Here is a 23829-nt window from a genome sequence, read left to right as displayed (position 1 = left end):
CAGATGTTTGACCACGCAGCTTGCTCGAAGCGCCATCCTCGACGATGGCCAGGAGAAAATCGGGGGTGTCGTCCGGGCCAACCCTGCATGCGTGGCTCATGATCATTTCTGTGGCTGGTCTGGCGTATCGGACTTCATGGCTCCCACACGCCAGATTCGCACAGAGTCGTGGTCGATCTTGCGCTGCATGATGCGAATGCCCTTCGTTCGCGCCCACTGCGCGAGTCGCCTAGCGTTGTCGGTCGAAAACCCATCGAAGCGCACTACAAGCACAAAACTATCGCCCTCCTTCATTTGCAGGACCCGCTGCTGTTCGATGGAAAGCGGCCTCCTGCTCCCGTTCGGAAATGGGATACCCCGCTCGATCTTGCCGACCGTGTAACCCTCGAATACGGTGATGCTCATGCCTGCTTCATCAGATCGTACCGAGTCGCCAGATCCGGGCGGTGTTCTTGTCGATCATGCGATATGCGACCAGCACATGGCGCTCCCGCGCCCAGCTCGTCAGACGAGTAGCGATTTGTGACGCGCTGCGGTAACGCCACCGCGGGATGACACTGTTGTCTTCGTCGACCAGAATCGTCTGCAACAAGAAACTGTCTCCATCTTCCAGTTCTAGAACACGCTGCTGACCAGGCGTGAATACCCGGGCACCATCTTGAGCCAGGCTCATCTGAGATTCGACGGACCCTGCTCCATGTAACTTGTTTACTATGACGCTCTCCCTAGAGCAGCCTTCGATATCATTCGGGGCTGCTGCCATTTGCTGTGTCCTCGGGAAAAGAAGCCCGGAAAATCTGCATCTACCGGACTCCCTCCCCGCTGCCTTACCAGGTGTAGCGCAACCCGACCTGCCCACCGAAGAAGCTCTTCATCGCGCCGCCGTCCTGCCAGCTTGCGCCGCCGTACAGGGCGAGGTTGCGGATCTTCACGTTGACGCCGCCCTCGACCAACGCACTGGTGCCTTGCGTGCTGGTTTCACCGTAGAACGTGTTGTTGATCGTGTAACGGTTGGTGCCGTCGAATTCATGCACCGCGGAGATCCCGACATACGGCGTCCATGTCGTGCCTGCATCCGCCGTATAGCTCTTGCTGACCATCACACCCAGTCGGCCGCGCGACGAGTTGTCACCGCCGGACTGGAAGCCCGCCAACGTGGCCGAATCGGACTTGACGCTGTTGACCCGGTTCCACGTGTACTGCAGTTGCGGAGCGATTTGCAGGCCGTTGCCGAGTGTCCAGCTCTTGCCTGCTTCCACGTTAAAGGCATCGGCATCGCCCTCGACCCATGCCTCGCCTGCGGCCGACTTGAGATGACTGGTAAAGCTCATCGAGCGAAACGAGGCATCGAGGTAGGCGCCAGTCGACGAAATCCAGGTCGCATAGACACCACTGGTGGTGCCCTTGATCTGACCAGAACCTGAGTTGCTGCCATCGAGATGCTGGTTAGCCTGATTCTTTGCCACCAACAGACCAGCCTTCAGCTCGTCGGTGAACGCAAAGTCCACGCCCACCTCCTCACCAGTGTTGCTCTGGTCAAAAGAGAAGTTACCGCCTTGGCCGAAGTTGCCGGCATTGTGACTGGGATCAACCGTGCCACTGTCGCCGAACACACGAGCCCACAGGCTCACGCCGCCTTTGAGCGTCTGGCTGACTGCGCCCATGCGCTGTTCCAAGGTGCCGATCTGGCTATTCATCAGACTCTGCGCACCCGGTGCCGCCGACACCGCGAGTGTGCCCAGGTTGCTCAGACCGCTCACACTTTCGCCGATGCCCACGATCGGTGGCGGGGCGGGTGGAGCCGGAGGGGCGGGCGGTGCTGGTGGAGCCGGGGGCGCGGGCGGAGCCGGGGGCGCTGTCACGGTCTGACCGAGCGAGAACGCATCGCTGGTTGTGTTGCTGGGGTCGATGTTGGTGAGCAGCACCTCACTCAGTTCCAGGAAGCTCTTGTCTTGCACCACGTTGCCCAGCACGAAGGAGCCGGCGACGGAAGTTCCGGTCACTGTGACCAGCGGGATGACGGTCGAGGCGGCGGTCGGATCATCCAGCACGTGCACGTTGACCGTGTTCACGCTGCCGGCGAGCACGTTGCCGATGATCTCCAATTGATCGCTGGTACCGTGCAGGCCACTCACGTCCATGTTGATCGTGCCGTTGCCGGCGAAGTTGCCAGTGATCGCCAGCGTGTCGCCCACCACACCGTTCTGGAAATTCAACGTACCGTTGTTGGTGAACGCATTCGGGTTCGCCGACGTGCCGGTGATCATGGTGATGGCATTGGTGCCTGAAACGGTGATCAGGCCGGCATTGCCGAACTGGTTACCGATCGGGTCGCTTCCCAGGCTGATCGTCGTGTTGCTCAGGTGGATCGTGCCGGCATTGGTGATGATGTCGTCACCGGCACCGAAGTCCGAGGCACCCACCGCATTCCAGACGCCGCCCACGGCATTGGTGAAGGTATCGTCGCCAGCACCGGTTTGAATTGCGCCGTTGATTGTGCCGGTGTTGGTGATGGTATCGCTCGACGCACCCGTCAATACCGCCACGCCATTCCCACTCGGCGACACCGCGCTGATCATGCCACTGTTGGTCAGTGTGGTCGCCGTGGTGCTGACGAGGTTTACGCCCACGGCGTTATCCGCGCTGGCGACAATGTTGCCCGTATTGGTGAAGGCCACATCGCTGGCCGAGGTGATCATTGCGCCATTGGCGCTGCCGCCGCTGCCGATGAAGGTGGCGTCGATGATGCCGGCATTGCTTGCCGCAATGGTCGCACCGGAAGCGAACAGACCGATCGCAGTGCCGCTGCCACCAGTCGCCGTGGCCACGATGTTGCTGGCGGCGTTCAACGTGACGGTGATGTCGTTCGCCGTGGCGAAGATGCCAGTGGCATTGGCCACGCTCTCGCTGTTGGCCTGACTCGACACGATGCCGTTATTGATGACCTTGGCGTAACCCTGCGCCGAGCCGTTCACTGCCGACAGGCCGATCGCGGTGGACGAGCCGGCGGCTGCAGCGTCGGTAATGGCGCTTGTCAGCACGCTACCTTCGTTGTCGATCGTGATGCCATGGAGGGTGCTGACCAGGCCGCTGCCGTATGAGCCCACGGTCACCAGACCATCGAGTCCGCTGGCGAAAGTGGTAGTACCGGTACCGATGCTGCTTTCGGCGCTGGCCGAGATGGATCCGGTCGCGCTGTTGACCAGCGAGATGTCACCCAGCGTCAGCGTACGCGCGACACTGCCGACCTTCGAGATCACCGAGATGCCATTGGCCGTGGTGAGTCCGCTATTGTCGAAATACGCCGACTTGGCGCTGGCGACAATGCTGTTGGTATTGCTGATATCGAAGTTGCCGTACGTGCCGACCGCGGCGATACCCGCGCCCCAGGCGCCGTGTTGTGCATGAAAGGCTGGCTTGCCATTGCTGGAAATGTCGGCCGCGGTAATCGTGCCGGTATTGGCGATGACGGTGTCGCCATAGTGGGTGGCGTAGCCGTTCTTCGTGTAGACACCGATCGCACTGCTGGACAACGGGTTGGACGTGGCTGCGGTGGCCACGATGTCGCCGCCATTGTTGACCGTGGTGACGCCCGAGTAGTTGTACGTGCGCACACCGATTGCTTCGGCGTGGAGGCTGCTGCTGATGGCATTGGCGGCGTAGAGCGCGCCGGTGGCGCTGTGCGCGCCAATGCTGCCCGTGTTGGTGACGTTGATCGCGTTGCCGGTGTAGTTGTAGTTGCGGGCGAATATGCCTGCGGCACCCAGTTCGCCGGAGGCCTCCACGTCGCCTTCATTGGTGATGTCGATCGCGTTGCCGCCGGAAACGCGGGCAATCAGGCCGCGTGCACCTTGCGAACCGTAGACCTGCACGAGCCCGGTGTTGTCGATGCCGGCGCTGCCGATCGTGGTCAGGCCGTTGAAACCGGTTTGCACCACTACACCGTAACCGCCAAACGTATCGTCGATGCGGATGTTGCCCGAGTTCGATACCAGCGCCGAACCGTACTGTGCGACACCGAGGATGCCATCACCCTGCGAGGCGCGGATGTCGATGTCACCGCTATTGGTGATGGTAGTGTCCAGCGCACCGTAATAGCCCGAGCCGTAGCCGACGTTGTGATGGCGACCGGTCTTGCCGTAGATGCCGATCATGTCGTTAAAGGTATAGTGACCCAGGCCGGGTGCGGGCGCAGCCGTGAGCGTGATGCTGCCACTATTGACCACGCCCACGGCGCCGTAGGCACTGAACGCCAAAATGCCGAAACTGGATGCGTTGTAGGCACTGCTGTTGATGGCGATACTGCCGGCGTTGTCCACCCCAGCCACGTCGTTATAGGTATTCGCGCTGATGCCGGTGCCGCCGTGCTGAGTCGAAATGACGATACTGCCGGTCGCGTTGTTGTTGACCTGCACGCCGCCGGCATAGTTGGACGCTGCAGCGATGCCGATGCCGTCCGGCGTGATGCCGCTGCAGAAGCAGTCGCCCGTCTGCACGACGTGGACCGCACCGTCGTTGTTGACCGTGGCATGGTAGGACAAGCCGTAGCCGACGTAGGCGCCAATGCCGACGGGCGCGAGCCCACTCGCGAATACGGTGCCACTGGCCGTATTCGTCACGCCGACATCGCCGTACAGCGCAATGGCCTTGATGCCATCGACAAACCAGGGACCCACAGCCTGAACGATGCCGGAGTTGGTGACACTCGTACCGGAATAGCTTTGCGCACCGATGCCCAGCACCGTCGTGAACGAAAACGGGTAGCCAAGGATCTGTAGCGAGTCACCGACCACGGTGCCGGAGTTGTTCACCGTCGATTTTCCGGTGGAGGACACCGCGCGGATGCCGTCCGCGTTGGCGAACAGGAAATTCTGGCTGATGATCGTGCCAGTGTTGGTAGCCAGTGCATCACCTCCAGCAGCATCAACCTTCATACCGATGGCGACACCATGACTGGAATAGGCCACGGCGGTATCGCTGTTGCTGGCGCTGGCATCGCCGTTATAGGTCTTGGCGAGTATGGCGGTGGCGTAATTCGAGCTGTCGCCCTTGGCAATGATCTGCATGTAGGCGTTGTTGCTGGCGCTGGCAGTGCTGTTGCCGCTGATGGCTGACACACCGACGGCGCTGCCGTTGTAGGCACCCGAAAGATTGAAGCCGTTGTTGCTGGCGGTCGCGTTGCCATTCACCGAGTACGCCTCGATCACATGGCTGATGCCGCCGTGCCCGATCACCTGGGTGAAGCCCGAACCCGAAGCCGATGCGTCGCCGTAGGTGCTGATGGCGGAGAGGCCTACGGCGTTGTAACCCGAGGTGATGCTCAGGCCGCTGCTGCTGTCGATCGTTGCGTTGCCGTACACCGTTTGCGCGAGGATGCCAGTGGCGGTACCGGTGGCGGATGTCGCGCTGATGGAGCCGCTATTGGTGACGCTGGCACCGGTCTGGCCGAAGGCCTCCAGGGCGATCGCCTGATCCTGGCCGCCGGTGGCGCTGATCGAACCACTGCTATCGACCGTGGCGATCCCCGTGGCCGACGAAGCCAGCAGACCCACGGCCTGATAGTTGGTGGAGGTCGCCGACAGGTTGCCGCTATGGGTGACGCCCACGTCGCCATAGGCACTGACGAGGACACCGATCGCGATGCCGTTGACCGAGCTGGCGGTAATCGTGCCTTCGTTGCTGAAGGTTGCGATGCCCGCGGCGGCCGACGCATTGACCGCGATGGCGTTGCCGTCCTGCGCCGTGGCCGTGATGCCGCCGGTGGCCTGGTTGTCGAACGTGACGTTGCCGCTGTCGGTATAGACATTCACCGCGGTGACGTCATCGACATCCGTGCTGTACGCGTTGATGTTGCCGCTGTTAACGACGCCGACGTCGCCGTTGGCGACCACGTTCAGCGCGATTGCGGCGGAGCCGGTCACATCCGTATTGACGCTGCCGCTGTTGGTGACTAGGGCCGATGTCGTGCCGACCGCATGGATGCCGTCCGCACCGACGGTCGTGATGTTGGCGGCGCTGACCACGCCGACGTTGCCCCCCCAAGTCGCGTCGATGCCGATGAGCCCGGCGCCCGGGATCACGCTGCTGGGCAGGCTGTCGCCGACGACAAGGGTGAGATCGGCGACTGGGGCGAATACCGTACCGGGCAGTGTCTCGGTGAAATCGCCGTTGCACGAGACCGTGTTCGACACGGTGGTGACGCAGGTGCCGGCAGCGATGGCTGCTCCGCTACCGCCCAAGGCGAACAGCGTGAAGGAGATGGCCAGCGCCGCACGCACCGCGTGCGTGAGGGGCGTGACCTTGGGGGCCTGGTCGACTCGAAGTGCTTTTGTTCGATTGCTCGTGTTTGCATTCATCAGCTGACCAGACCCCTTCGGTTTTTTTGGAATCGCGCGGGCCGCGTCCGGGGTTCCGGTCGCGGTGCGGCGGCGATGACGATCCATTCGGTGGTGGCCAGCGGCGCGGACGCGCAGCAAGCCATGACGCGATTACTTGGGCGGCGCGGAGCCAACCGTCACGCTGGTGGTTTTTGCCAAGGCGTATCCGGCGTTGTCCGTCACCGTCTCCGACACGGTGTAGACACCTGCCTTGGGGTACAGATGGCTGGGATTGGCGGCAGTGGATGTGCCGTTGTCGCCAAATGCCCATAGATGCGAAGTGATCGTGCCGGCGCTGTCGGTGGAAAGGTCGGTGAACTTCGCGACCAGGCCGCTGGCGGTGACACTGAAGTCCGGCACCAGCGGACTGGGTGCGCCGAGCTGTCCGACCAAGCGGTTGAGAATCACGCTGCCGCGGCCACTGGCGAAGTCGTAGCCGATCTTCGCCGCTTCGCCACCATTGGTACCGACGGTAATGTCGTGGAAATCCGTAGAGGGAAGCTGGTATAGCAGCGGCGGCGCAAAGCCGATCGAGGTTCCCTTGATCGCGATCATGCGCGCCCACAGGCCGACGAAGATCGGCGTCGCCAGGCTGGTGCCACCCCACTGCTGATAGCCGCCGTTGACGACGATGATCGCGCCCGAGTCGGGGTCGCCTTCCATCGCGATATCCGGCACACCGCGCTTGAGGCCGGGCACCAGCGCGTTCTGCCAGCTCGGTTTCAGCTCGTAGGTGCTGGGGCTGCCGCCACCGCCGATCCAGACCGTTTCGCTGCCCCAGGTCGTGGTCGAGGCGTTGAGTGTGGTGCCGCCTACCGCGAGTACGTACGGCGAATTGGCCGGCCAGCTCGGCGTGATGCCGCCGTTCTTGCATTCATCCGCGCCGCTGTCGCCGGTGGCGACGGCGAAGGTCTGACCCTGCGCGACCGCAGCCTGGAAGATCTGTGCCGCCGCGGCTGCCGAGCCGTCAGCCTTGGCGCCGATTTCGCATTCGCCGAGCGAGACATTGATGATCTTCGCCGCGTTGGCGTTCATCGCCCCGTTGAAGGCGGCCACAATGTCCGGATTGCTCATCGCGGGAGAAACGTAATAAATGATCTTGCCGATCTGTCCGCCAGCCGCGCCGACGATGTCCTGCCCGTCGATATCCCATTCAGTGGTACCACTGGTATCGCCGCTAGGCGTGCCGGTATTGACGACCTGCGTGGACACGGTAGTCAGGCCGTTGTTGGCGGTGAATGTGTTGAGGTCGGCGATGGTCTGTGTGAGATCGCCTTCGCTGATGATGCCGACAGTGACGCCGGCGCCGGTCTGCACGCCGGTGCCGCCGTAGATCGACGAAAACTCCAGCGGGTTATGTCCGGTGATCGAGAACGTGGCGCCGTTGGCCTTCGGCTGCATGCGCTGCGCGAAGCTGTGCACCTGGTAGACGTTCTGCAAGCCGATCACCGACAGCACGCTGTCCTGCAGTATCGCTGGAATGTGCGCGTCGCTGTCGTTGGCGAAAGCCGCGCGCCCATCGAGCGTCTGCACTCGCGCGAACGAGGTGCGGAACGCCGCCTGCGCGATGCCAGCGGTTCCGTCCGCCGACACCAGCATGTTGTTCGGCGCGATCACCACATGGGTGAAGCCGGTCTGGCTCAGGTACTTCGCGACCGCTTGTGCCTGCAACTGCGTGGGAGCGTGCAGCGCGGAGAACTGGGTTGGTGCCAGCGTGCCATGCGCGGCGACCAGGCTCTGGAGCTGGACGGGGTTGCGCAACTTCAGAGCCACCACAATGTGCAGCGGCTGCGTATGCGGCAACACGCCGGCGAAAGCATCGCCCTGGCGCAGGGTGGTGGTGCTGCTCACCGCGACGTCCGTGCCTATGATGATGTCACTGGCATGCGCGGACATGACCGCAGCGGCGGCAAGTGCCAGCGTCGCGCTCAGGGCCAGCGCCTGAAATGGAGAGTAGTAAAACGTCTTCATGGTCATTCGACCCCATGCAAAGGTGGTTACGAAACAACCCGGATGATTCCGGGAACGCGAAAGATCTGAGCCACCCTGGCATTACGTAACGGACACTGCTTGCCCTGGCTGTGCCCGTTGGCCGAACGATTCACCGCACGCGTCGCGCGACGGTTCGAAAGCGTCCCCGGCTATCTGCAGCAACTCTGGCACACGGCATTCGCCGGGACGACCGCAGTGCCGGTAGGTTCGCCCTACTCCAATGGGTAGGTTAGGGAACCGCACGCGCGCCGATGCCACGCCGTCGCGTGGGATGGCCTACAGTGGGTCTCGACCACGCGGGGACGAGACGATGATGGTGTGCTTGCAACGGCGACTCTTGCAGCTGGCGCTTGCACTGCTTTGTGCGATGGCGCCGTTGCGATCGGCGATCGCGCTCGATCCGTCCAAGGCCCTGACGCAGTACGTGCACTCTTCGTGGCGAACTTCCGACGGGCTTCCGCAAAGCTCGGTCATGAAAGTTCTCGAGACGAAAGACGGCTATCTGTGGATCGGCACGCAAGCGGGCCTGGCCCGGTTCGACGGGGTGCGTTTCACGAATTTCGATCGCAGCAACACGCCGGCGCTGGAGGACGACTGGATCTGCGACCTGGCCGAAGACGGCGATGGAACGCTATGGATCGGCACATCCCATGGCGGCGTCACGATCTATCGCGGCGGCAGGTTTTCCCATTTCGACTCGGTGGCTGCGCGCGGCGCGCTCACTCTCGCGGTCACCGTTGACGGCAGTGTCTGGCTGGGCGGGTATGGCGGCATGACCCACGTCAAAGACGGAAAGGTGATCCGAACCTATACCGTCGCTGACGGTTTATCTGGCGACCCGGTGGCACGTGTCCTCGGTGATCGGAACGGCTCGTTGTGGGTTGCGACGCCTAGCGGGCTTGACCAACTGACTGGCGACAAGTTCGTGGCGTATACGAGCAGGGACGGTCTGCCTGGCAACGACGTGATCGACATGGGCCTCGATGCGAAGGATATGTTGTGGGTCAAGACCCAGAACGCAGAACCGACGCGACGAATGGATGGCCATTTCCAGCCCTGGATAATTCCGGGCATTGCCGGCGCAGGCATTCATGACATTCTGGAAGATCGCGATGGAAACCTCTGGATCGCCAGCTTGACCGCAGGGCTTTTCAAAATCAGCGGCCAGCAGGTCACACATTTCTCGACGAAGGATGGACTGAGCAGCAACGAGATTATTTCCCTGTACGAGGATCGCGCCGGAAATATCTGGGTCGGTACCAACGAAGGAGGCCTGGATCGTTTCCAAAATGGAAGTTTTACCAGCTACTCCCGAGAGAACGGACTCGCTGGCGACCGCACCTATTCGGTGATGGAGGATCACGCGGGCGATATCTGGGTGACCACTCCTGCAGGGCTAAACCAGCTGCATGGCGATCGTTTCCACGTATTCACGACAGCTGACGGACTGCCAAGCAATGACGTCTGGGCGCTGGCTGAGGATCATCAGCAAAACCTGCTGATAGGGACGGCACGGAATGGGCTGGCCAGGATGACCGACGGGCATGTCGTACCCGGGCTCGTGGCACGTGACGGCATTCCTGATTACCTCCTCACCGCAATCGTCGAGGACCACCAGCACGCACTCTGGATCGCGACCCGCGGCGGGGGCTTGGTGCGTCGTGCTGATGACCGGGTCACCACGTATTCGAGGGAGACCGGCTTACTGTCCAATTTCATCTACGCACTGACGGAGGATGACAAGGGAACACTATGGATCGCGACCAGTGATGGACTCAACAGCGTCACCGACGGCCACATCAAGAGCTACGCGGATAATCCGCTGCTCGCGCATGCATGGATTGTCGCGCTGCATATCGACGCGAAGCACGTGTTGTGGATCGGTACCATAGGACGCGGCCTGTTCCGGCTGGAGCACGGTCACATCACCCGTTACACCACCCGTCAGGGGCTGCTGAACGATACGGTCAACAGCATCCAGGATGATCGTGCCGGAAATCTGTGGATCGGATCCGACAAGGGCATCTACCGCCTCACCACGCACGAGCTTGATGCTATAGCTGTGGGAACTGGGACGATGATGCAGCCGCTGGTCTTCGGTGAAGCCGACGGCATGAAAAGCAGCGAAACCAATACGGGTACGCAACCTTCCAGCTGGCGCGCACACGATGGAAGATTGTGGTTTCCGACCCCTCGGGGCCTGGTCGTGGTCGATCCCGCACGGATTTCCCTCAGCGATCAGCCGCGGCCCGCCATGGTGGAGCAGTTGCTCGCCGACGAGGTGGATACCAACCTTGCCGCGCCGGTGCGACTGGCAGCGGGCACGCGCCGGCTGGAGATTCACTACACAGCGCCCAACCTCTCGACACCGAAGCGGACGCGGTTCCGCTATCGCCTGGACGGTTTCGATGAGCAGTGGATTGCCGGTTCCGCGCAGCGCGTGGCGCAATACACCAACTTGTCGCCTGGGCGTTACACCTTTCACGTGGGCGCCAGTGATGATGCGGGCCGCTGGGGCAGTCGCGAGGGCATCCTCCATTTTGAGTTATTGCCACAGTTCTACCAGACGTGGTGGTTTCACCTGCTGGGAGGACTCGCGGCAATACTGGTGCTATTGGGCTTCTATAGGATGCGGGTCAACTGGCTTCATGCCAGAGCCGCCGTACTGGAGGAGCGGCAGCGCATTGCCGGCGAAATCCATGACAGCCTGGCCCAGGGTCTCAGCGGCATCGTTTTCCAGACGGAGGCCGCGCTTATCAGCATGGAGCGTGCGCCGGCGATGACGTCGAAGCATCTGATAGCGGCCCGCGACCTGGCAAAGAGCAGTCTGGATGACGCCCGCTATTCCGTGTTGAACCTCAGCCCACCGATACTGGACCAGAAGAGTCTGCTCGAATCACTCTCGGCGATGGCCAGGCAACTGACCGGCGGACGCGTGGATGAACTGGATGTACATTCGTCCGGAACAGCGTGGGTCGTACCGGCGGAAGCGAAGCACCACATCGTTCTGATCGCGCAGGAGGCCGTGTCGAATGCCATGCAGCACGGCAGCGCCCGAACCATATCGATCAATCTGACGTTTGCTGCGGACACCTTGCGCCTCGCCGTGACGGACGACGGGACCGGCTTCGATCCCGATAGTGATGCACGCGAACATGCGCGCGGACACGGTATGGGCAACATGCGTCATCGTGCGTTGTCGCTGGGCGCCAGGCTCGAGGTGACGAGTGAAGTCGGAACGGGTACAAGGATATTCCTCAGCATTCCGCGACCCGGCCTGTTGACGAGGTGGTGGCAACGCCTGCGCGGCGCCGGCGTGTCGAGAATCGACGGATGAGCATGCAACCGAAAATCAAGGTGCTGGTGGTTGACGACCATCCGGTCGTCCGCGCCGGACTCTGTTCGATTGTCGGCTATCAGGAAGATCTGGAACTCGTCGGCGAGGCGGCAAGTGCAGCCGAAGCGATCGAGCTGTTTGCGCTCAAGACGCCCGATGTCACCCTGGTGGATCTGTCGCTTCCCGACCTCAGTGGCATCGAACTGATCACGATCCTGCGCCGGCAATCCGCCGTCGCACGATTCCTGGTACTCACCGCAAACGCGGGCGGCAGCGAGATCGGCAAGGCCCTGCAGGCGGGCGCGCATGCCTACCTGTTCAAGAACGCTCCTTCCGAGGAACTGCTGGGCGCCATCCGCACAGTGTTCCGTGGCGGTCGATATCTGTCGCCTGCGGTGGGACGCAAGGCCGACGAGATCGCCGTCCGCCCCGACCTGACCGCGCGCGAACTGGAAGTGCTGCAATGGCTGGTGCGAGGGCATAGCAACCTTCAAATTGCCCGGGAAATGGCCGTCACCAAAGACACGATCAAGTTTCACGTGGGAAACATTCTCGGCAAACTTGGTGTTGCTTCCAGGAGCAAAGCAGTTGCGCTGAGCTACAAGCTTGGCCTGGTGCAGTCAGACCAGAGATAGACCAACGCCAGCTCGCGCAAAGACGCCATGTGCCGACCACGCTACTGCTAAACGCGACCCGTTGCCGGCATTGAGTCACCCACGTTTGCTCAGCCAGATCGCATAGGCGAGATACAGGGCCGTAGCCGCCAGCGGAAATGCGACCACCAGTAAGATGCCACGCTGCCGCCACGCCAGTAGAGATACAACACGACCAACGCACTCACGACACAGATGGCTGGAAGCGCGAACATCGAGAGATTGAGTATCGACAACTCGATCCTGCCGAGTCTGCCGCGGATCTCCCTTCTCCACATGCAGTGTGTGCAAACGCCAAGTCGGCCATGCCCGACAACTTTGCCGTGGGCCGTCCATTTATCAATGACGCGCCCCATCAAAACGGCTGCCCTGCATCCGCCGCTGCGCGCGAACTGCGTCAGCAGCACATCAGCGCCGGCCGAATGACGCTGACGCCGACTCCGCAACGACGCTTCAGCGCGACGCCCCCAGCAATCCCACCGTGTATCCAGCCGCCCGCAGCTTGCCGGTCGCTTTGGCGTTCAATACCAGCAGCACAATCAGGCTTACCAGCGGCACGAACATCAGCACCATCAAGATGACCCGTACCACCATCGAATAGCCCAGGCCCGTGCAAAGACGCCAAGTACCGATCACGCCCATGCAAAGCGCGACCAGCAAAACCAGAAAACCGATTGGACCAAGCGCGGCCTTGATGGCCACAGCGACAAAGTAGGCAAGGATCGAGTAAATGATCAGCTTCTGTGCGCCGGCCACCTTTTCGATGCCGGGTTCGTCCGCCACCGGCGTGGTGACATCGGCCTTGGGCGCCTCGTACGGATTGTAGGTATTCATTCCCTTCCCCTGTTTGATTGGCGATCCACCCGCTGCGCAAAAAGCTGCCAGAAGCGGGCTGCCGATTATTGCCTGCGGGCAGCGGCAAGTGTCACCTGCTACGCCATCGGCTTGCGATGTATCCATGACCTCCGTTTCTTCACGACGCCAGCGTGCAGAAAACCATCGTAGCGTCGGCTCCTTCCCCTCGATGTCTAGGCCATTACCGGCGCAGCCGTCATAATGCCAGGTTGGCCTACCGCGACGACATGACCCATGCACATCGGTATCGATTTCGGCACCAGCTATTCAGCCGCCGCGGCCATCATCGACGGTGAACTGAGCCTGGTGCGTTTCGGCGACGCCGAGCAGTTCCGCACCGCGGTGTTTTTTCCCGAGCTGGTGCCGGACCCCAATGACTTCACCCTGACGCCGGCGCTGGAAGCGCAACTGGAGACCCAGCTGCGTCTGGCGCGAACCCAGCAGCGTCAGCAGGCCGCAGCGGTAGCCGCACGCGGGCAGGCACCGGTGTCGCGCAGCGACGATGAGTTGCGTCGCGAGGCGCTGCGCGTGGTGCGCCGGCAGTGGATGGAAGAACAGACCCGCGCCACGAGCGCCTCGGTCGCCAGCTTCCAGCACGCGCTGTTCGGCGAAGAGGCGGTGGAAGGCTATCTGGAAAGCGGCGGCGGCAATCTGATCGAGTCGCCCAAGTCGATGTTCGGCTACCGACTCGATCCGCAAGTGCGCAAGGTGATCATGCACATCGCCACACATATCCTCGAACACATCCGCCTCAGCGCCAGCCACCAGTTCGGCGTGCCGGTCCGCGGCGCGGTGATCGGCCGGCCGGTGGAATTCCGCAGCTCGATGGGCGCGCAGGGATCGGAACAGGCGATCGAGATCCTGCGTGAAGCCGCCGCCGTGGCCGGCTTCGACCACGTGTCGTTTCTGGAAGAACCGGCCGCCGCCGCGATGCACTACCACCAGAGTCTGCAGCAACGGCAGTACGCGCTGATCGTCGACATCGGCGGCGGCACCACCGACGTGGCGCACGCCCAGCTCGGCGGCGGTGAAGCTGCGTACATCGCGCGCAGCTGGGGCCTGCCCAAAGGCGGCACCGACCTCGACGTGAGCGTCAGCCTGCACAGTTTCATGCCACAGCTGGGCAAGGATCAGATCAGCATGCCGGCGCACCGCTACGTGGATGCGGCCAGCGTGCACAACCTGCCCAAACAGCGCGAGTTCCGTCAGCAGAACTACCGTCTCGTCGACGAGCCGTACGGCGCGCGACTGCGCGCCCTGCAGGAACTCGGCGCCACTACACGTCTCAATCAGATGGCCGAGCGCAGCAAGATCACCTTGAGCACCTCGTCACGCCATCGCGCCGAGCTGGACTTCATCGAACGCGATCTGGCCGTTGAGCTTGGCAGCGAAGATTTCCTCGCCGCCATCGAACCCTTTCTCGGCCAGCTGGAACGCACCCTGGCGACCGTGCGCAACGACCTCGACGAACTCCCCGCCAGTGTCTTCCTTACCGGCGGCACCTCGCGCTCACCGCAGGTCAAGGCGCGCGTGCAGGCCTGCTTCCCGGAGATCCCGCTGGTACAAGGCGATCCGTCGCTTGGCGTGGTGTCGGGGTTGGCGGTCGCAGCGAGTGAAGCCGTCGCCGGACGTCACTGAACTTTCGATCGCGCTATTTGTTGGGCCGATGGCCATAACTGAGAACCCGCGTGATCTGCCACTGATCGCCCTGATGGCGCCATATGACGATAAAGTCGGCCATGCCTTCGCAGTCGCCCGTCTTGAACTGGCAGAAGCGATGCACGCCCTGCTCGATGGCGCCGAAATCCTTGATCGGATAAACCTTCAGCGTGCCGGGGATCAACTCGCGGCGGAAGTGATCGCAGACGTTCTTTCTGGTGTTCGCGATCATCGCGTCGCGCGTCCACGTCACGCCACCCTGGTCGTGATAGAACTCGACATCCGGCGCGAAATAGCTGGCGTGCCGTTCGAGCTGGCCCGGTTCACTGCAATGGTTGAATGCGTCGAACACAGCGGTATCGAGCGCTGAGATTTTATTGAACAGCGGATCCGCAGGCGGTGTGTTCGTAGACGGCAATCCGGAAGCTGCTACAGAAGAGCCCAGTACCACGAGTGCGGAAACCATCACGATCGACGCGGCAAGCTTGTACATGTGGTCTCCGAGGTCAGCTTATGGATTTCGGGCGATGCAGAAACTCAACCGAGCCATGATGAGCGAAGGTCTGCACATTGGCCCGGCTATTCCGTCAAGCGGGATCCGTCCAGGTCGACTCGATGTCGCCTTTCACGGCGTCATCCACGGCCGCCGTGGGCACGTCGAGCATCCCGTGGACACAGCCATGCCGCATGCCGGCGTAATCACCGTTATGGCGGAAGGTCGCCGTCCAGTTGACGCGGCCGGCGCTCGCGGGGTGGTAGTCCCCTTCGTAGGTGAACCCGTTGCGGGTCTTGCCGGAAACATTGCTCATGACTGAAGCCTTTGGCGTGATTGCGTTGCCAGCATAGGCCTTTGCCAGGGCAATAACGCCTGCTCGCGAAATAGTGCGCCGATTCCGACTTCATTCGACAACCAAGTCCCCCATCGTCATGAGCCATGCAGCGGGAGAGCACTCGTAACTTTCTCTGTATCCCAACGAATGAATGGATGACCGGCGCAATCCCGGTCGTACGGCAGGACGACTCCAAACCGGGTCGCCATTTCGAATCGTCACACTCGAGGATACGCACATGAAAAAAGCAGCATGTGGTGTGGGTTTGCTTTCGCTGGTCATCGCCGGCGCGGTAGCGGCGCAAGGCGCTCCATCGTCGAACAACCAGCAGTCACTGATCGTCACGGCGTCGAATACGACGCACAACCAACTGATGGTCTACAGCACGACCGGCGTTCTGCTCGAACAGCTGCCCACCGGTGGTGCGGGAGGCGTCAGTGGCAATGCCGGTGGCATCGCCCAGAATCACGATCGACTCGCCGTGGTCAACTTCGGTTCGGGCAACGTGTCCGTATTCGACAAGGACCTTGAGCATGCGGGCTTGCGCTACGAGAAACTGGTTCCGGCCATCACCAACCCCGTAAGCGTCGCATTCGGCCACGATCACCTGTACATCCTGACCGCGTCCTATATCGAATCGCACCGGATCGATCGCTACGGCGTGGCATCGACCGCGGACGGTGAAGCGAGGCTGGTCATCGGCGATGGCTCTGCCGCGCAAGTGGGAGTGCTGCGGGGCCAGCTGGTCATCAGCGAAAAAAGCAATGCGATCGAAACGGTCAACCTGGATGGACAAGGTGCGGTTACCGGCTCGACCAAGCTGGTGGCCAACATCCCCGCCAACGTCAATGCGCCGTTCGGTCTGGCCACGCGCGGCAATGACGCCTACGTGACGATTGCCCACGCGAACGAGATCAGCCTGGTGCGAAACAACACGGTGCTGGCCGTCACCGGCTCGGGCACCCAATCCGCACCGTGCTGGGTGACGCTGGACGGACCCTTCCTGTTCTCCGCCAATTCGCCAAGCAAGTCGGTGTCGCGCTATGCGGTCTACGGCGAAAAAATCATTCAGGACGCGGCCGTGGTCACGACCTTCAATGGCAACCCGACCGACATCACCTACCGCAACGACCTGGCCGCGGTGATCGACGCCAGCGGCGGCGTCTCGCATGTATCCATTTTCGACGTGGACGAGGATGGCGACTTCAGCTTGAAGGGACTGGCGACCATCAACAGCGCTGCCACGAACGGCATTGCCATCGTGCGTGCTGATCACGATTCCGATTGATCGTGTGGCAGGCAAAGGAACCGGAGATTGTCAGAAGCCTGCCTCTGGTTCCTTTGCTCGTACCGGTGTGGCTCGCGCACACGCCAGAGCAGTCGTCACGGGCAACATCACTCGCCGGCACGTGCGCAGCTGGTGGGCAACGCGCAGCTTGCCGGCGAAACCAGAGCGACGGCAGTGGCCTTGCTCGTACCGGCCAACTGCACCGAGGCCGGCGTGGTTTTCAGCATGGCGCCCATGACCAATGCGCAAACGCCGAAGCAGGCAACGAACAGCGCGGCCAGGATCTGTGATTCGAATTTCATGACGTGTCTCCGTGATTGGCGATAAGCCCTGTGCTGTCTGTAGAGCAATCGCTGTGCCAATCCGTGCAGGAGGACTAAGTCATTGAGTTTTCGAAGAAGAATGAAATGCGAAGCATGCCGACCGGTTGTCCGCGGACAGCGGACAAGGCGATAGCGGACAACCGGACAAAGATGCAGCGCGTGCGATGGAGGTGCTTGCGTCAGCCGGCGTCGATCTTGCCCAACGACGTGTTGCCCGTCGTGATATCCAGTGCCTGCAGCGAGACGGTCTTGCGGCCGCCATCGAGCTGTTGCCGGCCGATTTCACGAAACCCCAGCCTGGCGTGGAACCGTTCGGACGCCGGATTCGGCGGCTCGATATCGAACTCGCAGGTGATCAACGGCACGCCATCACGCAACGCCAGTGCATACACGTCGCGATAGAGCTGGCTGCCGGCGCCACGCGCCTGCGTGTCCGCGGCCACCACGATGCGATCCACATACAGGAAGCGCTCATGGCGCTGCACAAACCAGCGGTAGTTCGGGCTGTCGTAATCCGCCCCTTCGCGGAACACCAGCAGAAACGCCTCGATCCGGCCGTCCTGTTCGATCACGCGGTGCAGTGCCGCCTGCGCATGCAGCCGCGCCAGACGCTCGCCGTCGAGCGGACTGAGCACCCTCACGAAGGTCTCATTGAGCGCGAGGATGGCGGGAAAATCGGCGGGCGTGGCGTCTCGAAGCATCGCGCTAGTTTTTTGGAGTCAAGTGAAAGGCGAGTTTGTGCGAGATTCGGAGAAACTGCACCCGGATCAGTCCGCCTCGACGATCACTCGATGGCCAGGGCGGGATTCAATGACCTTGCCGCTCCCTTTTCCCGTCGCCCCGGCTCCGCGTCTCTGCCTGCTCCTGTGCCAGCTTCGCGTCCAGCGTCTTCGCCGCGGTGGCGGCATAGGCACGACAGGCGTTGGCATCGATCAACGGAGCGACATCCGTGTCCGACCTGCGCCGCGCCACCTTCTGCCAGAAATCGCTGGCGTCGGGGTGCGGAGTCAGCAGGATGTCGCAAGGCAACGCGGCCACCGTGGCGATCGCCTGGCGAAATGCCGCGACGCGACGCGGATCGTCACTGAAGCGGAAACCGGGCGCGCTGATCGCAGTGAGGCTGTCGGCATACACCATGCGCAGGCAGCGTCCATCCGCGCACGAAGTCCACGTCCACGACGTGCTGCCCGGCGTATGCCCCGGCGTGTAATGCGCGGTGATCGCCACGTCACCCAGCTGCACGACCTCGCCGTCGCGCAGCACGCGCACCTGGCGCACCGATGGATAGTCGGGAGCATCACCGTGCTGCGGGTCGGCGCGATCGGCGCCACCCAGCGCCATCGCGTGCGCACCGGCCGCGCTGGCCAGCACCTGCGCGCCACTGTCGCGCTGCAGCGCCGCGATGCCGCCGGCGTGATCGGCATGCGCGTGCGAGTTGAATATCCATTTGATGTCGCGCACGTGGAACCCCAGTGCACGGAGATTCGCCTCGATCACCGGCGCCGACTGCGGCAGATCGCCGTCGAACAGCGCCAGTCCGTGCCCGGTGTCCAGCAGGATCGAGGACAAGCCATACGGCCCCACGTACAACGTGTTGCCGTAGATGCGGAATGGTTTCTGTGGCGCGTTCCATTCGCTGCGATCGATGCCATGCGAAGTTTTCGCCGACGGCTGTTCCGCGTGAGCGGTCGGCAGGATCAGGCACAGGGTCAGCACGGCGCCGGCCAGCAGGCGTAAAGACATATGGAAACTCCGTCGTCGCAAAGTGCGCAGCATCGCCGTCACACCTGAACTGCGGCAGGCGAAATCCTGACGTTTTGCGGACACCAGCCGCTGAAGAACGACCAGACGCTCTGATCCGGCAAGTTCCGCGAATGCAGTTACATCTGCTCCACCGGCAACACCCGGCGGCGTGCGCGTTCGCGCAGCGAGCACTCGCGGAGCGAGTCCGCCATGCCTTCGAGCCCGGGAATACCGTACAGGTAGACCGACGACATGCCCTGGTCGGATGAGTGCAGATGCACCTGGCATTGTCCCAGCAAGCGCATGCCGAGCGGCTTCAGTACATCGAAGTGATCGACCCGGAACAGTTCGAGATTGTCCTTCACCTTGGAGAACACCCCACGTTCGATCTGCACACGCTGGGTCGTGATGGTGAACCTGATGCCCAGACTGCGCACCCAGTAGACCAGCAAGGCGATGCCGAGCGTGCAGACCACCAGCACATACTGGCTGAAGGTGTAGATGACTTTCGGATGCCCCGAAAACAGTTCCTTCTCCACCGTCGCTTCGTGTGCCGCCACGTAACTGTCGAGGTTCGTGCCGCAGAACCGGCACTTGTGCGCAGCCGCCTGGATTACCTCCGCACATGCCGGGCATCGTTTCGTCGCTTCTTCCATTACTGACTCCCGTTCGGATATCGAGCAAATCCCAGACTAACGGTGTTTTTGCAGCGGCGGCGTGATGCTTCGGACAACCGGCCGCGTCGAGCGGTCCCTTCCGGATTATCCGGCGACAAGACCCCAGCGAAGCACATAGTGCGCCTCGTCATGGCACATGCCGTCGACCTGCAATGCGCCCGGCTCCACGCCGTAGCTTGTGAAGCCGATCGACTGATACAACGCCCTGGCTTCCGCGTTCGAGGCGTTGACGCCAAGCCTGATCTGACGAACGCCGGCGATGGCATGGGCGTGAGCCACGGCCGCCTGCAGCAGTGCACGGCCGAATCCGCGACGACGGCATGACGGAGCCACATACATGCCGGCCAGTTCAACGGCATGCCGCAGTTTCTCCCGCTGCGGATGGATGACGGCCACGAACCCGGCCAGCTGATCCTGTTCGAAGATGCCAAACGTGCATACCGATCCATCGGCAGCCGCGGTGATCCGCGCCACCACGTCATCCAGTGACCGGCCCACCTCGTCGGCATGGCTTGCACTGAACGCCGTGGGACTTTCCTGAAGCGCCTGCAGCCGCAGCCGTTGGTAGGCACGGGCGTCGGTAGCATCTAGCAGTCTGACTTTCATGAGATCAGCATCTGGCTCATTGGTATGGAAACCCGGTGCAGACAGTCGTTTTACCGAAAGTGCAACTTCACCCCTGCCTGATCGCGCGGTGCGCCAGCGCGAAATCGATCGCCGCACACACTGCCGCCGCCTGCGCGTCGTTGCATTGCTCGGGCGTGGCGCGCGGGCTGTCCGGATAGACCTCGGTGGTGGTCTTGTACGGCGCGCTGGTGATGCCGGCGCAGAGGCCGAGTTGCGTGAGCGCGTACTCGATGACGCCCGGCGCGACCACCAGCGAACCGATGATCTCGCCCTGGGCATCGGCCGGCGCGATATGGGTGACTTTCGCCACCGCCGTGATCACCGCCTGCTGGAAGGCGGGTTGCGGATGCTCGCTGTCGTCGACCAGATAGAAGCCGTCGGGGATTTCACCCGGTTCGTAATCGACGCCATCGCGCGCCGCCAGCGCCGGGCGAAACTCGCTCTCGTCGCTGTCGGTGGTTTCATGCAGATCGATATGCACCACCACGCGATCACGGAACGGCGCGACCAGACGCATCAGCGCCGCCGATTCCTGTGCCGGGCTGTTCTCGCGGAACGAGCGGTTCGGGTCGAGCGCCTCCGCATTCCAGCGGTGAATGCGCTCGTAGGCCCACGGGCTGACGCACGGCGCCACGAGCAGGTTGGCTCGCCCCGCATAGTTCGCCGCATGTCGCTCGACGAACTGCAGCGCGCCGTGCACGCCACTGGTTTCATAGCCGTGCACGCCGCCCGTCACCAGCACACAGGGAAGTTCGTCGCGCCAGTCGCGGCTCTTGATCGCGAACAGCGGGTAGCTGTCGGGCGCGTAATGCAGACGGCCGTACTCCGACACGTCGAAGCGCGTGCGCAGCGTCTCGATCACGCTGACAACATCCGCTTCGTAGTTGCGCTGCACGATCTGCCGCGACCGCCAGATAGCGACTTCCTCGGCCCCCCAGGGTTGTCCAGGCGTGCCAATCGGATAGGGGGCTGGGGTCGTCATCACGTCACTCGCTTTGCAAGGGAAGAACGGAGCAGAAACACTCACTCGCCAAGGATAAGTGACGTGAGCTATTCGCGCACTGAATCGACTCGCGAAGAACGTGCGCTCTGGCCACTGTTTCGATTCCGACCGCAGCCTGGATGGCGGGCGCTGACCTGCTTATCTCCTCGACAACCGATACACCACCGTCTCCAGCGCGCTCACCCCTTCGGCGACGAAGCCCGGTTGCTGCACGAGGATGTCGCGACGCTCCAGCGTCGTCACGTCCCAGTCGTGACCATACAGCTCACGCACCTCGGCTTCCGGCACGGCGAACGGCGGCCCCTGCTTTTCGTGCGGCGGATACTCCAGCGTGATCAGCAGGCCGCGGCAGCCTACCGGGAGTAGCGCATGCAGCTCGCGCACGTAACGACGGCGCAACGGTGGCGGCAGCGCGATCAGCGCAGCGCGGTCGTACACCGCCGCGCAGTCGACCAACGCATCGACATCGAGGCCGAACACGTCGCCACAGATCAGTTCGATATCGCCGGCCCGATAGTGGCGGCCATAGCGCGAGTCGTGTACCTGCGGCGTCAGGCCGTGTTCGTCAAAGAACTGTGCGACCGCCAGCGGCGACAGTTCCACTCCCAGCACGCGGTGGCCTTGCGCCGCCAACCAGACGAGATCCAGCGACTTGCCGGCCAGCGGCACGAACACCTGGCTGCCCGGCGCGAGTGCCAGCGCCGGCCAATGCTCGAGCAGCAACGGCGTCGGCGTGTCCTGGTGGAAACCGATGCGGCCTTCGCGCCAGCGCTGGTGCCAGAAGTCGGGGTCCATGGTATTGCTCCTGTTGGCGCCGGAATGTCCCTGCCATCTTTATCGCGGAAGTAGTCATCGACAGGCAACTACCTCCGCCCCGCTACCGATCTTCAGAGCTTCCCGGTGCCCTGGCGCAGCCAGCGATTGATCAGGGATTTTTCATAACGCAACGAATCCTGATCGACGGCCGAGCTGTCGCTGAGAAAGGCCGTGTCACGCAGCTTGCGGTCGCCCTCGCGCAGCACCTTGCCATCGGCACCGTACAAGGTGAAGTGCAGGTCAATGCGCGGCGGATACAGGTCCTTGATGATGCGCACGTCGTTGAAGCTGGGGCCACGCCAGGGCTCGTATTCGCCGGCACGATCCACATCGGTCACCTCGATGTCCAGCCGCTGGCCTGGCGCCAGGATGCGCGAGGCACGCTGGGCGATGTAGTCCTTGAGCGGTTTCAGATACGCGTCGGCGTCGATCGCGTGCACCCCGGCACTGCGCTTCGCCTCGGTGAAGTGCTGGGGATCCTTGTAGTGCACGCTGACGTTGTCCGGCGGTGTCGCCGCCCATGCGGTAACGGAAGCGAGGGCGAGGCAGACCACACACAACAGGCGGGGAAGTGGGGAGGATTTCATGGCGAATTTCCCGGATCGATACAATGACGGCGGCCGAACCACCACGAATCGCGACAATGGAGCGGCACTGAATTCAGTATACGTCCGGGGACAAAAGGCAGCTCGAGGAACAGCTGCCTCAACTCACTTCCTCCGCCCCTTGTCCACCGACAGCGAGGTATCGACGTTAACCTTTGTGCTGGGTCAGCCTGGCCATCCAATCGATCACGGGAGAGCGGCATGCATGGCATGTGCTGCAAATTTTTGCGCAGGTGGGGCTTGTCTGCGCTGCTGCTAGGTGCTTTCGGAATACCTTGGACCGCCACGGCCGCGACCAGCGGAACCGCGACGCCGCAGGCAGCCAGCAAATCACCGAGCGACACCGATCTGGCCAACACGGGGTGTGCGATTGGCGAGGAGAAGTTCCTGCCGGCGGACTACTACTATTGCCTGGCCACGCAGAGCTATGGCGAGCACCACTTCGACCGGGCGCAGAAATTTTTTGCCACCGCGGCCAGCTGGGCCAGCAAGCCGGCACAGTACGTGCTCGGCATCATGGCATTCCATGGCGATCACCAGCCGGTGAACCGCGCGCTGGCACTGGCATGGCTGAGCCTGGCGGCGGAACGGCCGCAGTCGAAGTTCCAGAATGCGTACACCTCGGCGTATGCCAGCGCCACGCCGACCGAACGGCAAGCGGCCGAACGGTTGCTGGCGAGCATGCGTCCGACCTATGCCGATGCCACGGCGGCCAGCCGGGCCGAACGGCGCTATGCGCAGGGCATGGCCACACTCGAACGCCTGAGTTCGGGCAATGGCCACTACTGCATGGAAGGCCTCACGACGCTGGCAGATGCGGGTGAGGCGGGAGACCCGGCACAATGCCCGCCGATCCCGGCGATGACCAAGGCTCTCGATCAAGCCGCCGCGAACGTGTTCGATGGCTGGGCCGGGCATGTCACCGTGGGACCGCTGCAACAAGTGGTGGCGCCTGCTCCAACATCGCGCAAGTCAGGCTGAAACGTCAGGGCGGCGGGCCGAACTCTTCGCCGGCCTGCCACGCGTCAACAGGCACCAGCCAAT

Annotated in this window: 20 protein-coding genes; 5 read left to right on the top strand and 15 right to left on the bottom strand. The window is 62.6% G+C overall.

What is annotated here, in order from left to right; translation table 11 throughout:
- Positions 1 to 102: 102 nt before the first annotated feature.
- The 4 genes from IE071_RS00240 to IE071_RS00225 all read right to left on the bottom strand — a co-directional run bounded on the left by IE071_RS00240 (position 103) and on the right by IE071_RS00225 (position 8348).
- Positions 103 to 405 carry a hypothetical protein gene (locus IE071_RS00240; RefSeq protein ID WP_189439192.1) on the bottom strand — a complete coding sequence of 101 codons (303 nt, stop codon included), beginning with the start codon at positions 403 to 405 and terminating at the stop codon, positions 103 to 105.
- 10 nt (positions 406 to 415) lie between these two features.
- The gene (locus tag IE071_RS00235; RefSeq protein ID WP_189439191.1) at positions 416 to 673 is read right to left on the bottom strand and encodes a hypothetical protein; all 258 of its coding nucleotides are present in this window, start codon (positions 671 to 673) and stop codon (positions 416 to 418) included.
- A 154-nt stretch (positions 674 to 827) separates the two neighbouring features.
- A complete protein-coding gene (locus IE071_RS00230) occupies positions 828 to 6356 on the bottom strand; it encodes an autotransporter outer membrane beta-barrel domain-containing protein (RefSeq protein ID WP_189439190.1) in 5529 nt (1842 codons plus the stop codon).
- Positions 6357 to 6488: 132 nt separating this feature from the next.
- Positions 6489 to 8348 carry a protease pro-enzyme activation domain-containing protein gene (locus IE071_RS00225; protein ID WP_189439189.1) on the bottom strand — a complete coding sequence of 620 codons (1860 nt, stop codon included), beginning with the start codon at positions 8346 to 8348 and terminating at the stop codon, positions 6489 to 6491.
- 331 nt (positions 8349 to 8679) lie between these two features.
- On the opposite strand from IE071_RS00225, the gene IE071_RS00220 reads away from it, so the two are divergent.
- On the top strand, positions 8680 to 11706 hold the full coding sequence (locus tag IE071_RS00220) for a sensor histidine kinase (RefSeq protein ID WP_189439188.1): 3027 nt from the start codon (positions 8680 to 8682) through the stop codon (positions 11704 to 11706).
- Positions 11703 to 12341 (top strand): response regulator, encoded by a 639-nt coding sequence (locus IE071_RS00215; protein WP_189439187.1) that lies wholly within the window; start codon positions 11703 to 11705, stop codon positions 12339 to 12341. Before IE071_RS00220 ends, IE071_RS00215 begins: the two co-directional genes overlap by 4 nt.
- Before the next feature lie 471 nt (positions 12342 to 12812).
- On the opposite strand, the gene IE071_RS00210 is transcribed toward IE071_RS00215, so the two are convergent.
- Positions 12813 to 13193: a hypothetical protein gene (locus IE071_RS00210; RefSeq protein ID WP_189439186.1), complete on the bottom strand. Its 381-nt coding sequence runs from the start codon at positions 13191 to 13193 to the stop codon at positions 12813 to 12815.
- 255 nt (positions 13194 to 13448) lie between these two features.
- On the opposite strand from IE071_RS00210, the gene IE071_RS00205 reads away from it, so the two are divergent.
- Positions 13449 to 14852: an Hsp70 family protein gene (locus IE071_RS00205; protein ID WP_189439185.1), complete on the top strand. Its 1404-nt coding sequence runs from the start codon at positions 13449 to 13451 to the stop codon at positions 14850 to 14852.
- Between the two features lie 13 nt (positions 14853 to 14865).
- Here IE071_RS00205 and IE071_RS00200 read toward each other — a convergent pair whose 3' ends face one another.
- Together IE071_RS00200 and IE071_RS00195 are read right to left on the bottom strand one after the other, a co-directional pair.
- Positions 14866 to 15366 (bottom strand): nuclear transport factor 2 family protein, encoded by a 501-nt coding sequence (locus IE071_RS00200; RefSeq protein ID WP_229792680.1) that lies wholly within the window; start codon positions 15364 to 15366, stop codon positions 14866 to 14868.
- A 94-nt stretch (positions 15367 to 15460) separates the two neighbouring features.
- A complete protein-coding gene (locus tag IE071_RS00195) occupies positions 15461 to 15682 on the bottom strand; it encodes a TonB-dependent receptor (RefSeq protein ID WP_189439184.1) in 222 nt (73 codons plus the stop codon).
- A gap of 259 nt (positions 15683 to 15941) precedes the next feature.
- On the opposite strand from IE071_RS00195, the gene IE071_RS00190 reads away from it, so the two are divergent.
- Positions 15942 to 16991: a hypothetical protein gene (locus IE071_RS00190; RefSeq protein WP_189439183.1), complete on the top strand. Its 1050-nt coding sequence runs from the start codon at positions 15942 to 15944 to the stop codon at positions 16989 to 16991.
- A 107-nt stretch (positions 16992 to 17098) separates the two neighbouring features.
- Here IE071_RS00190 and IE071_RS00185 read toward each other — a convergent pair whose 3' ends face one another.
- The 8 genes from IE071_RS00185 to IE071_RS00150 form a co-directional block, all read right to left on the bottom strand.
- Entirely contained in the window at positions 17099 to 17293 is a 195-nt protein-coding gene (locus IE071_RS00185) for a hypothetical protein (RefSeq protein ID WP_189439182.1), read from the bottom strand.
- 200 nt (positions 17294 to 17493) lie between these two features.
- Positions 17494 to 17955, bottom strand: coding sequence for a GNAT family N-acetyltransferase (locus tag IE071_RS00180; RefSeq protein ID WP_229792679.1), 462 nt, complete (start codon positions 17953 to 17955; stop codon positions 17494 to 17496).
- 166 nt (positions 17956 to 18121) lie between these two features.
- Positions 18122 to 19057 carry a subclass B3 metallo-beta-lactamase gene (gene bla, locus IE071_RS00175; RefSeq protein ID WP_189439180.1) on the bottom strand — a complete coding sequence of 312 codons (936 nt, stop codon included), beginning with the start codon at positions 19055 to 19057 and terminating at the stop codon, positions 18122 to 18124.
- 137 nt (positions 19058 to 19194) lie between these two features.
- On the bottom strand, positions 19195 to 19617 hold the full coding sequence (locus IE071_RS00170; RefSeq protein ID WP_189439179.1) for a PH domain-containing protein: 423 nt from the start codon (positions 19615 to 19617) through the stop codon (positions 19195 to 19197).
- A 201-nt stretch (positions 19618 to 19818) separates the two neighbouring features.
- The gene (locus IE071_RS00165) at positions 19819 to 20340 is read right to left on the bottom strand and encodes a GNAT family N-acetyltransferase (RefSeq protein ID WP_189439178.1); all 522 of its coding nucleotides are present in this window, start codon (positions 20338 to 20340) and stop codon (positions 19819 to 19821) included.
- Between the two features lie 67 nt (positions 20341 to 20407).
- A complete protein-coding gene (locus IE071_RS00160; protein WP_189439177.1) occupies positions 20408 to 21343 on the bottom strand; it encodes a M14 family metallopeptidase in 936 nt (311 codons plus the stop codon).
- A gap of 159 nt (positions 21344 to 21502) precedes the next feature.
- Positions 21503 to 22159, bottom strand: a complete 657-nt coding sequence (locus tag IE071_RS00155; protein WP_189439176.1) for a thiopurine S-methyltransferase — start codon at positions 22157 to 22159, stop codon at positions 21503 to 21505.
- 92 nt (positions 22160 to 22251) lie between these two features.
- Entirely contained in the window at positions 22252 to 22767 is a 516-nt protein-coding gene (locus IE071_RS00150; protein ID WP_189439175.1) for a DUF3016 domain-containing protein, read from the bottom strand.
- Between the two features lie 258 nt (positions 22768 to 23025).
- Between IE071_RS00150 and IE071_RS00145 the strand changes: the two genes are divergently transcribed.
- Entirely contained in the window at positions 23026 to 23766 is a 741-nt protein-coding gene (locus IE071_RS00145; protein ID WP_189439174.1) for a hypothetical protein, read from the top strand.
- Positions 23767 to 23829 lie beyond the last annotated feature (63 nt).

Source organism: Rhodanobacter panaciterrae, from assembly GCF_014651895.1.
GTDB lineage: Bacteria > Pseudomonadota > Gammaproteobacteria > Xanthomonadales > Rhodanobacteraceae > Rhodanobacter > Rhodanobacter panaciterrae.
The sequence above is the reverse complement of the archived record's forward strand: the minus strand, read 5'-3'. Positions and strand labels throughout refer to the sequence as shown.

Coding starts and splice junctions, on each gene's coding strand:
- IE071_RS00190 (WP_189439183.1), top strand. CDS start 15,942: ATGAAAAAAGCAGCATGTGGTGTGGGTTTGCTTTCGCTGGTCATCGCC.
- bla (WP_189439180.1), bottom strand. CDS start 19,057: ATGTCTTTACGCCTGCTGGCCGGCGCCGTGCTGACCCTGTGCCTGATC.
- IE071_RS00220 (WP_189439188.1), top strand. CDS start 8,680: ATGATGGTGTGCTTGCAACGGCGACTCTTGCAGCTGGCGCTTGCACTG.
- IE071_RS00160 (WP_189439177.1), bottom strand. CDS start 21,343: ATGACGACCCCAGCCCCCTATCCGATTGGCACGCCTGGACAACCCTGG.
- IE071_RS00205 (WP_189439185.1), top strand. CDS start 13,449: ATGCACATCGGTATCGATTTCGGCACCAGCTATTCAGCCGCCGCGGCC.
- IE071_RS00215 (WP_189439187.1), top strand. CDS start 11,703: ATGAGCATGCAACCGAAAATCAAGGTGCTGGTGGTTGACGACCATCCG.
- IE071_RS00210 (WP_189439186.1), bottom strand. CDS start 13,193: ATGAATACCTACAATCCGTACGAGGCGCCCAAGGCCGATGTCACCACG.
- IE071_RS00235 (WP_189439191.1), bottom strand. CDS start 673: ATGAGCCTGGCTCAAGATGGTGCCCGGGTATTCACGCCTGGTCAGCAG.
- IE071_RS00225 (WP_189439189.1), bottom strand. CDS start 8,348: ATGAAGACGTTTTACTACTCTCCATTTCAGGCGCTGGCCCTGAGCGCG.
- IE071_RS00165 (WP_189439178.1), bottom strand. CDS start 20,340: ATGAAAGTCAGACTGCTAGATGCTACCGACGCCCGTGCCTACCAACGG.
- IE071_RS00240 (WP_189439192.1), bottom strand. CDS start 405: ATGAGCATCACCGTATTCGAGGGTTACACGGTCGGCAAGATCGAGCGG.
- IE071_RS00150 (WP_189439175.1), bottom strand. CDS start 22,767: ATGAAATCCTCCCCACTTCCCCGCCTGTTGTGTGTGGTCTGCCTCGCC.
- IE071_RS00230 (WP_189439190.1), bottom strand. CDS start 6,356: ATGAATGCAAACACGAGCAATCGAACAAAAGCACTTCGAGTCGACCAG.
- IE071_RS00185 (WP_189439182.1), bottom strand. CDS start 17,293: ATGAAATTCGAATCACAGATCCTGGCCGCGCTGTTCGTTGCCTGCTTC.
- IE071_RS00195 (WP_189439184.1), bottom strand. CDS start 15,682: ATGAGCAATGTTTCCGGCAAGACCCGCAACGGGTTCACCTACGAAGGG.
- IE071_RS00200 (WP_229792680.1), bottom strand. CDS start 15,366: ATGTACAAGCTTGCCGCGTCGATCGTGATGGTTTCCGCACTCGTGGTA.
- IE071_RS00155 (WP_189439176.1), bottom strand. CDS start 22,159: ATGGACCCCGACTTCTGGCACCAGCGCTGGCGCGAAGGCCGCATCGGT.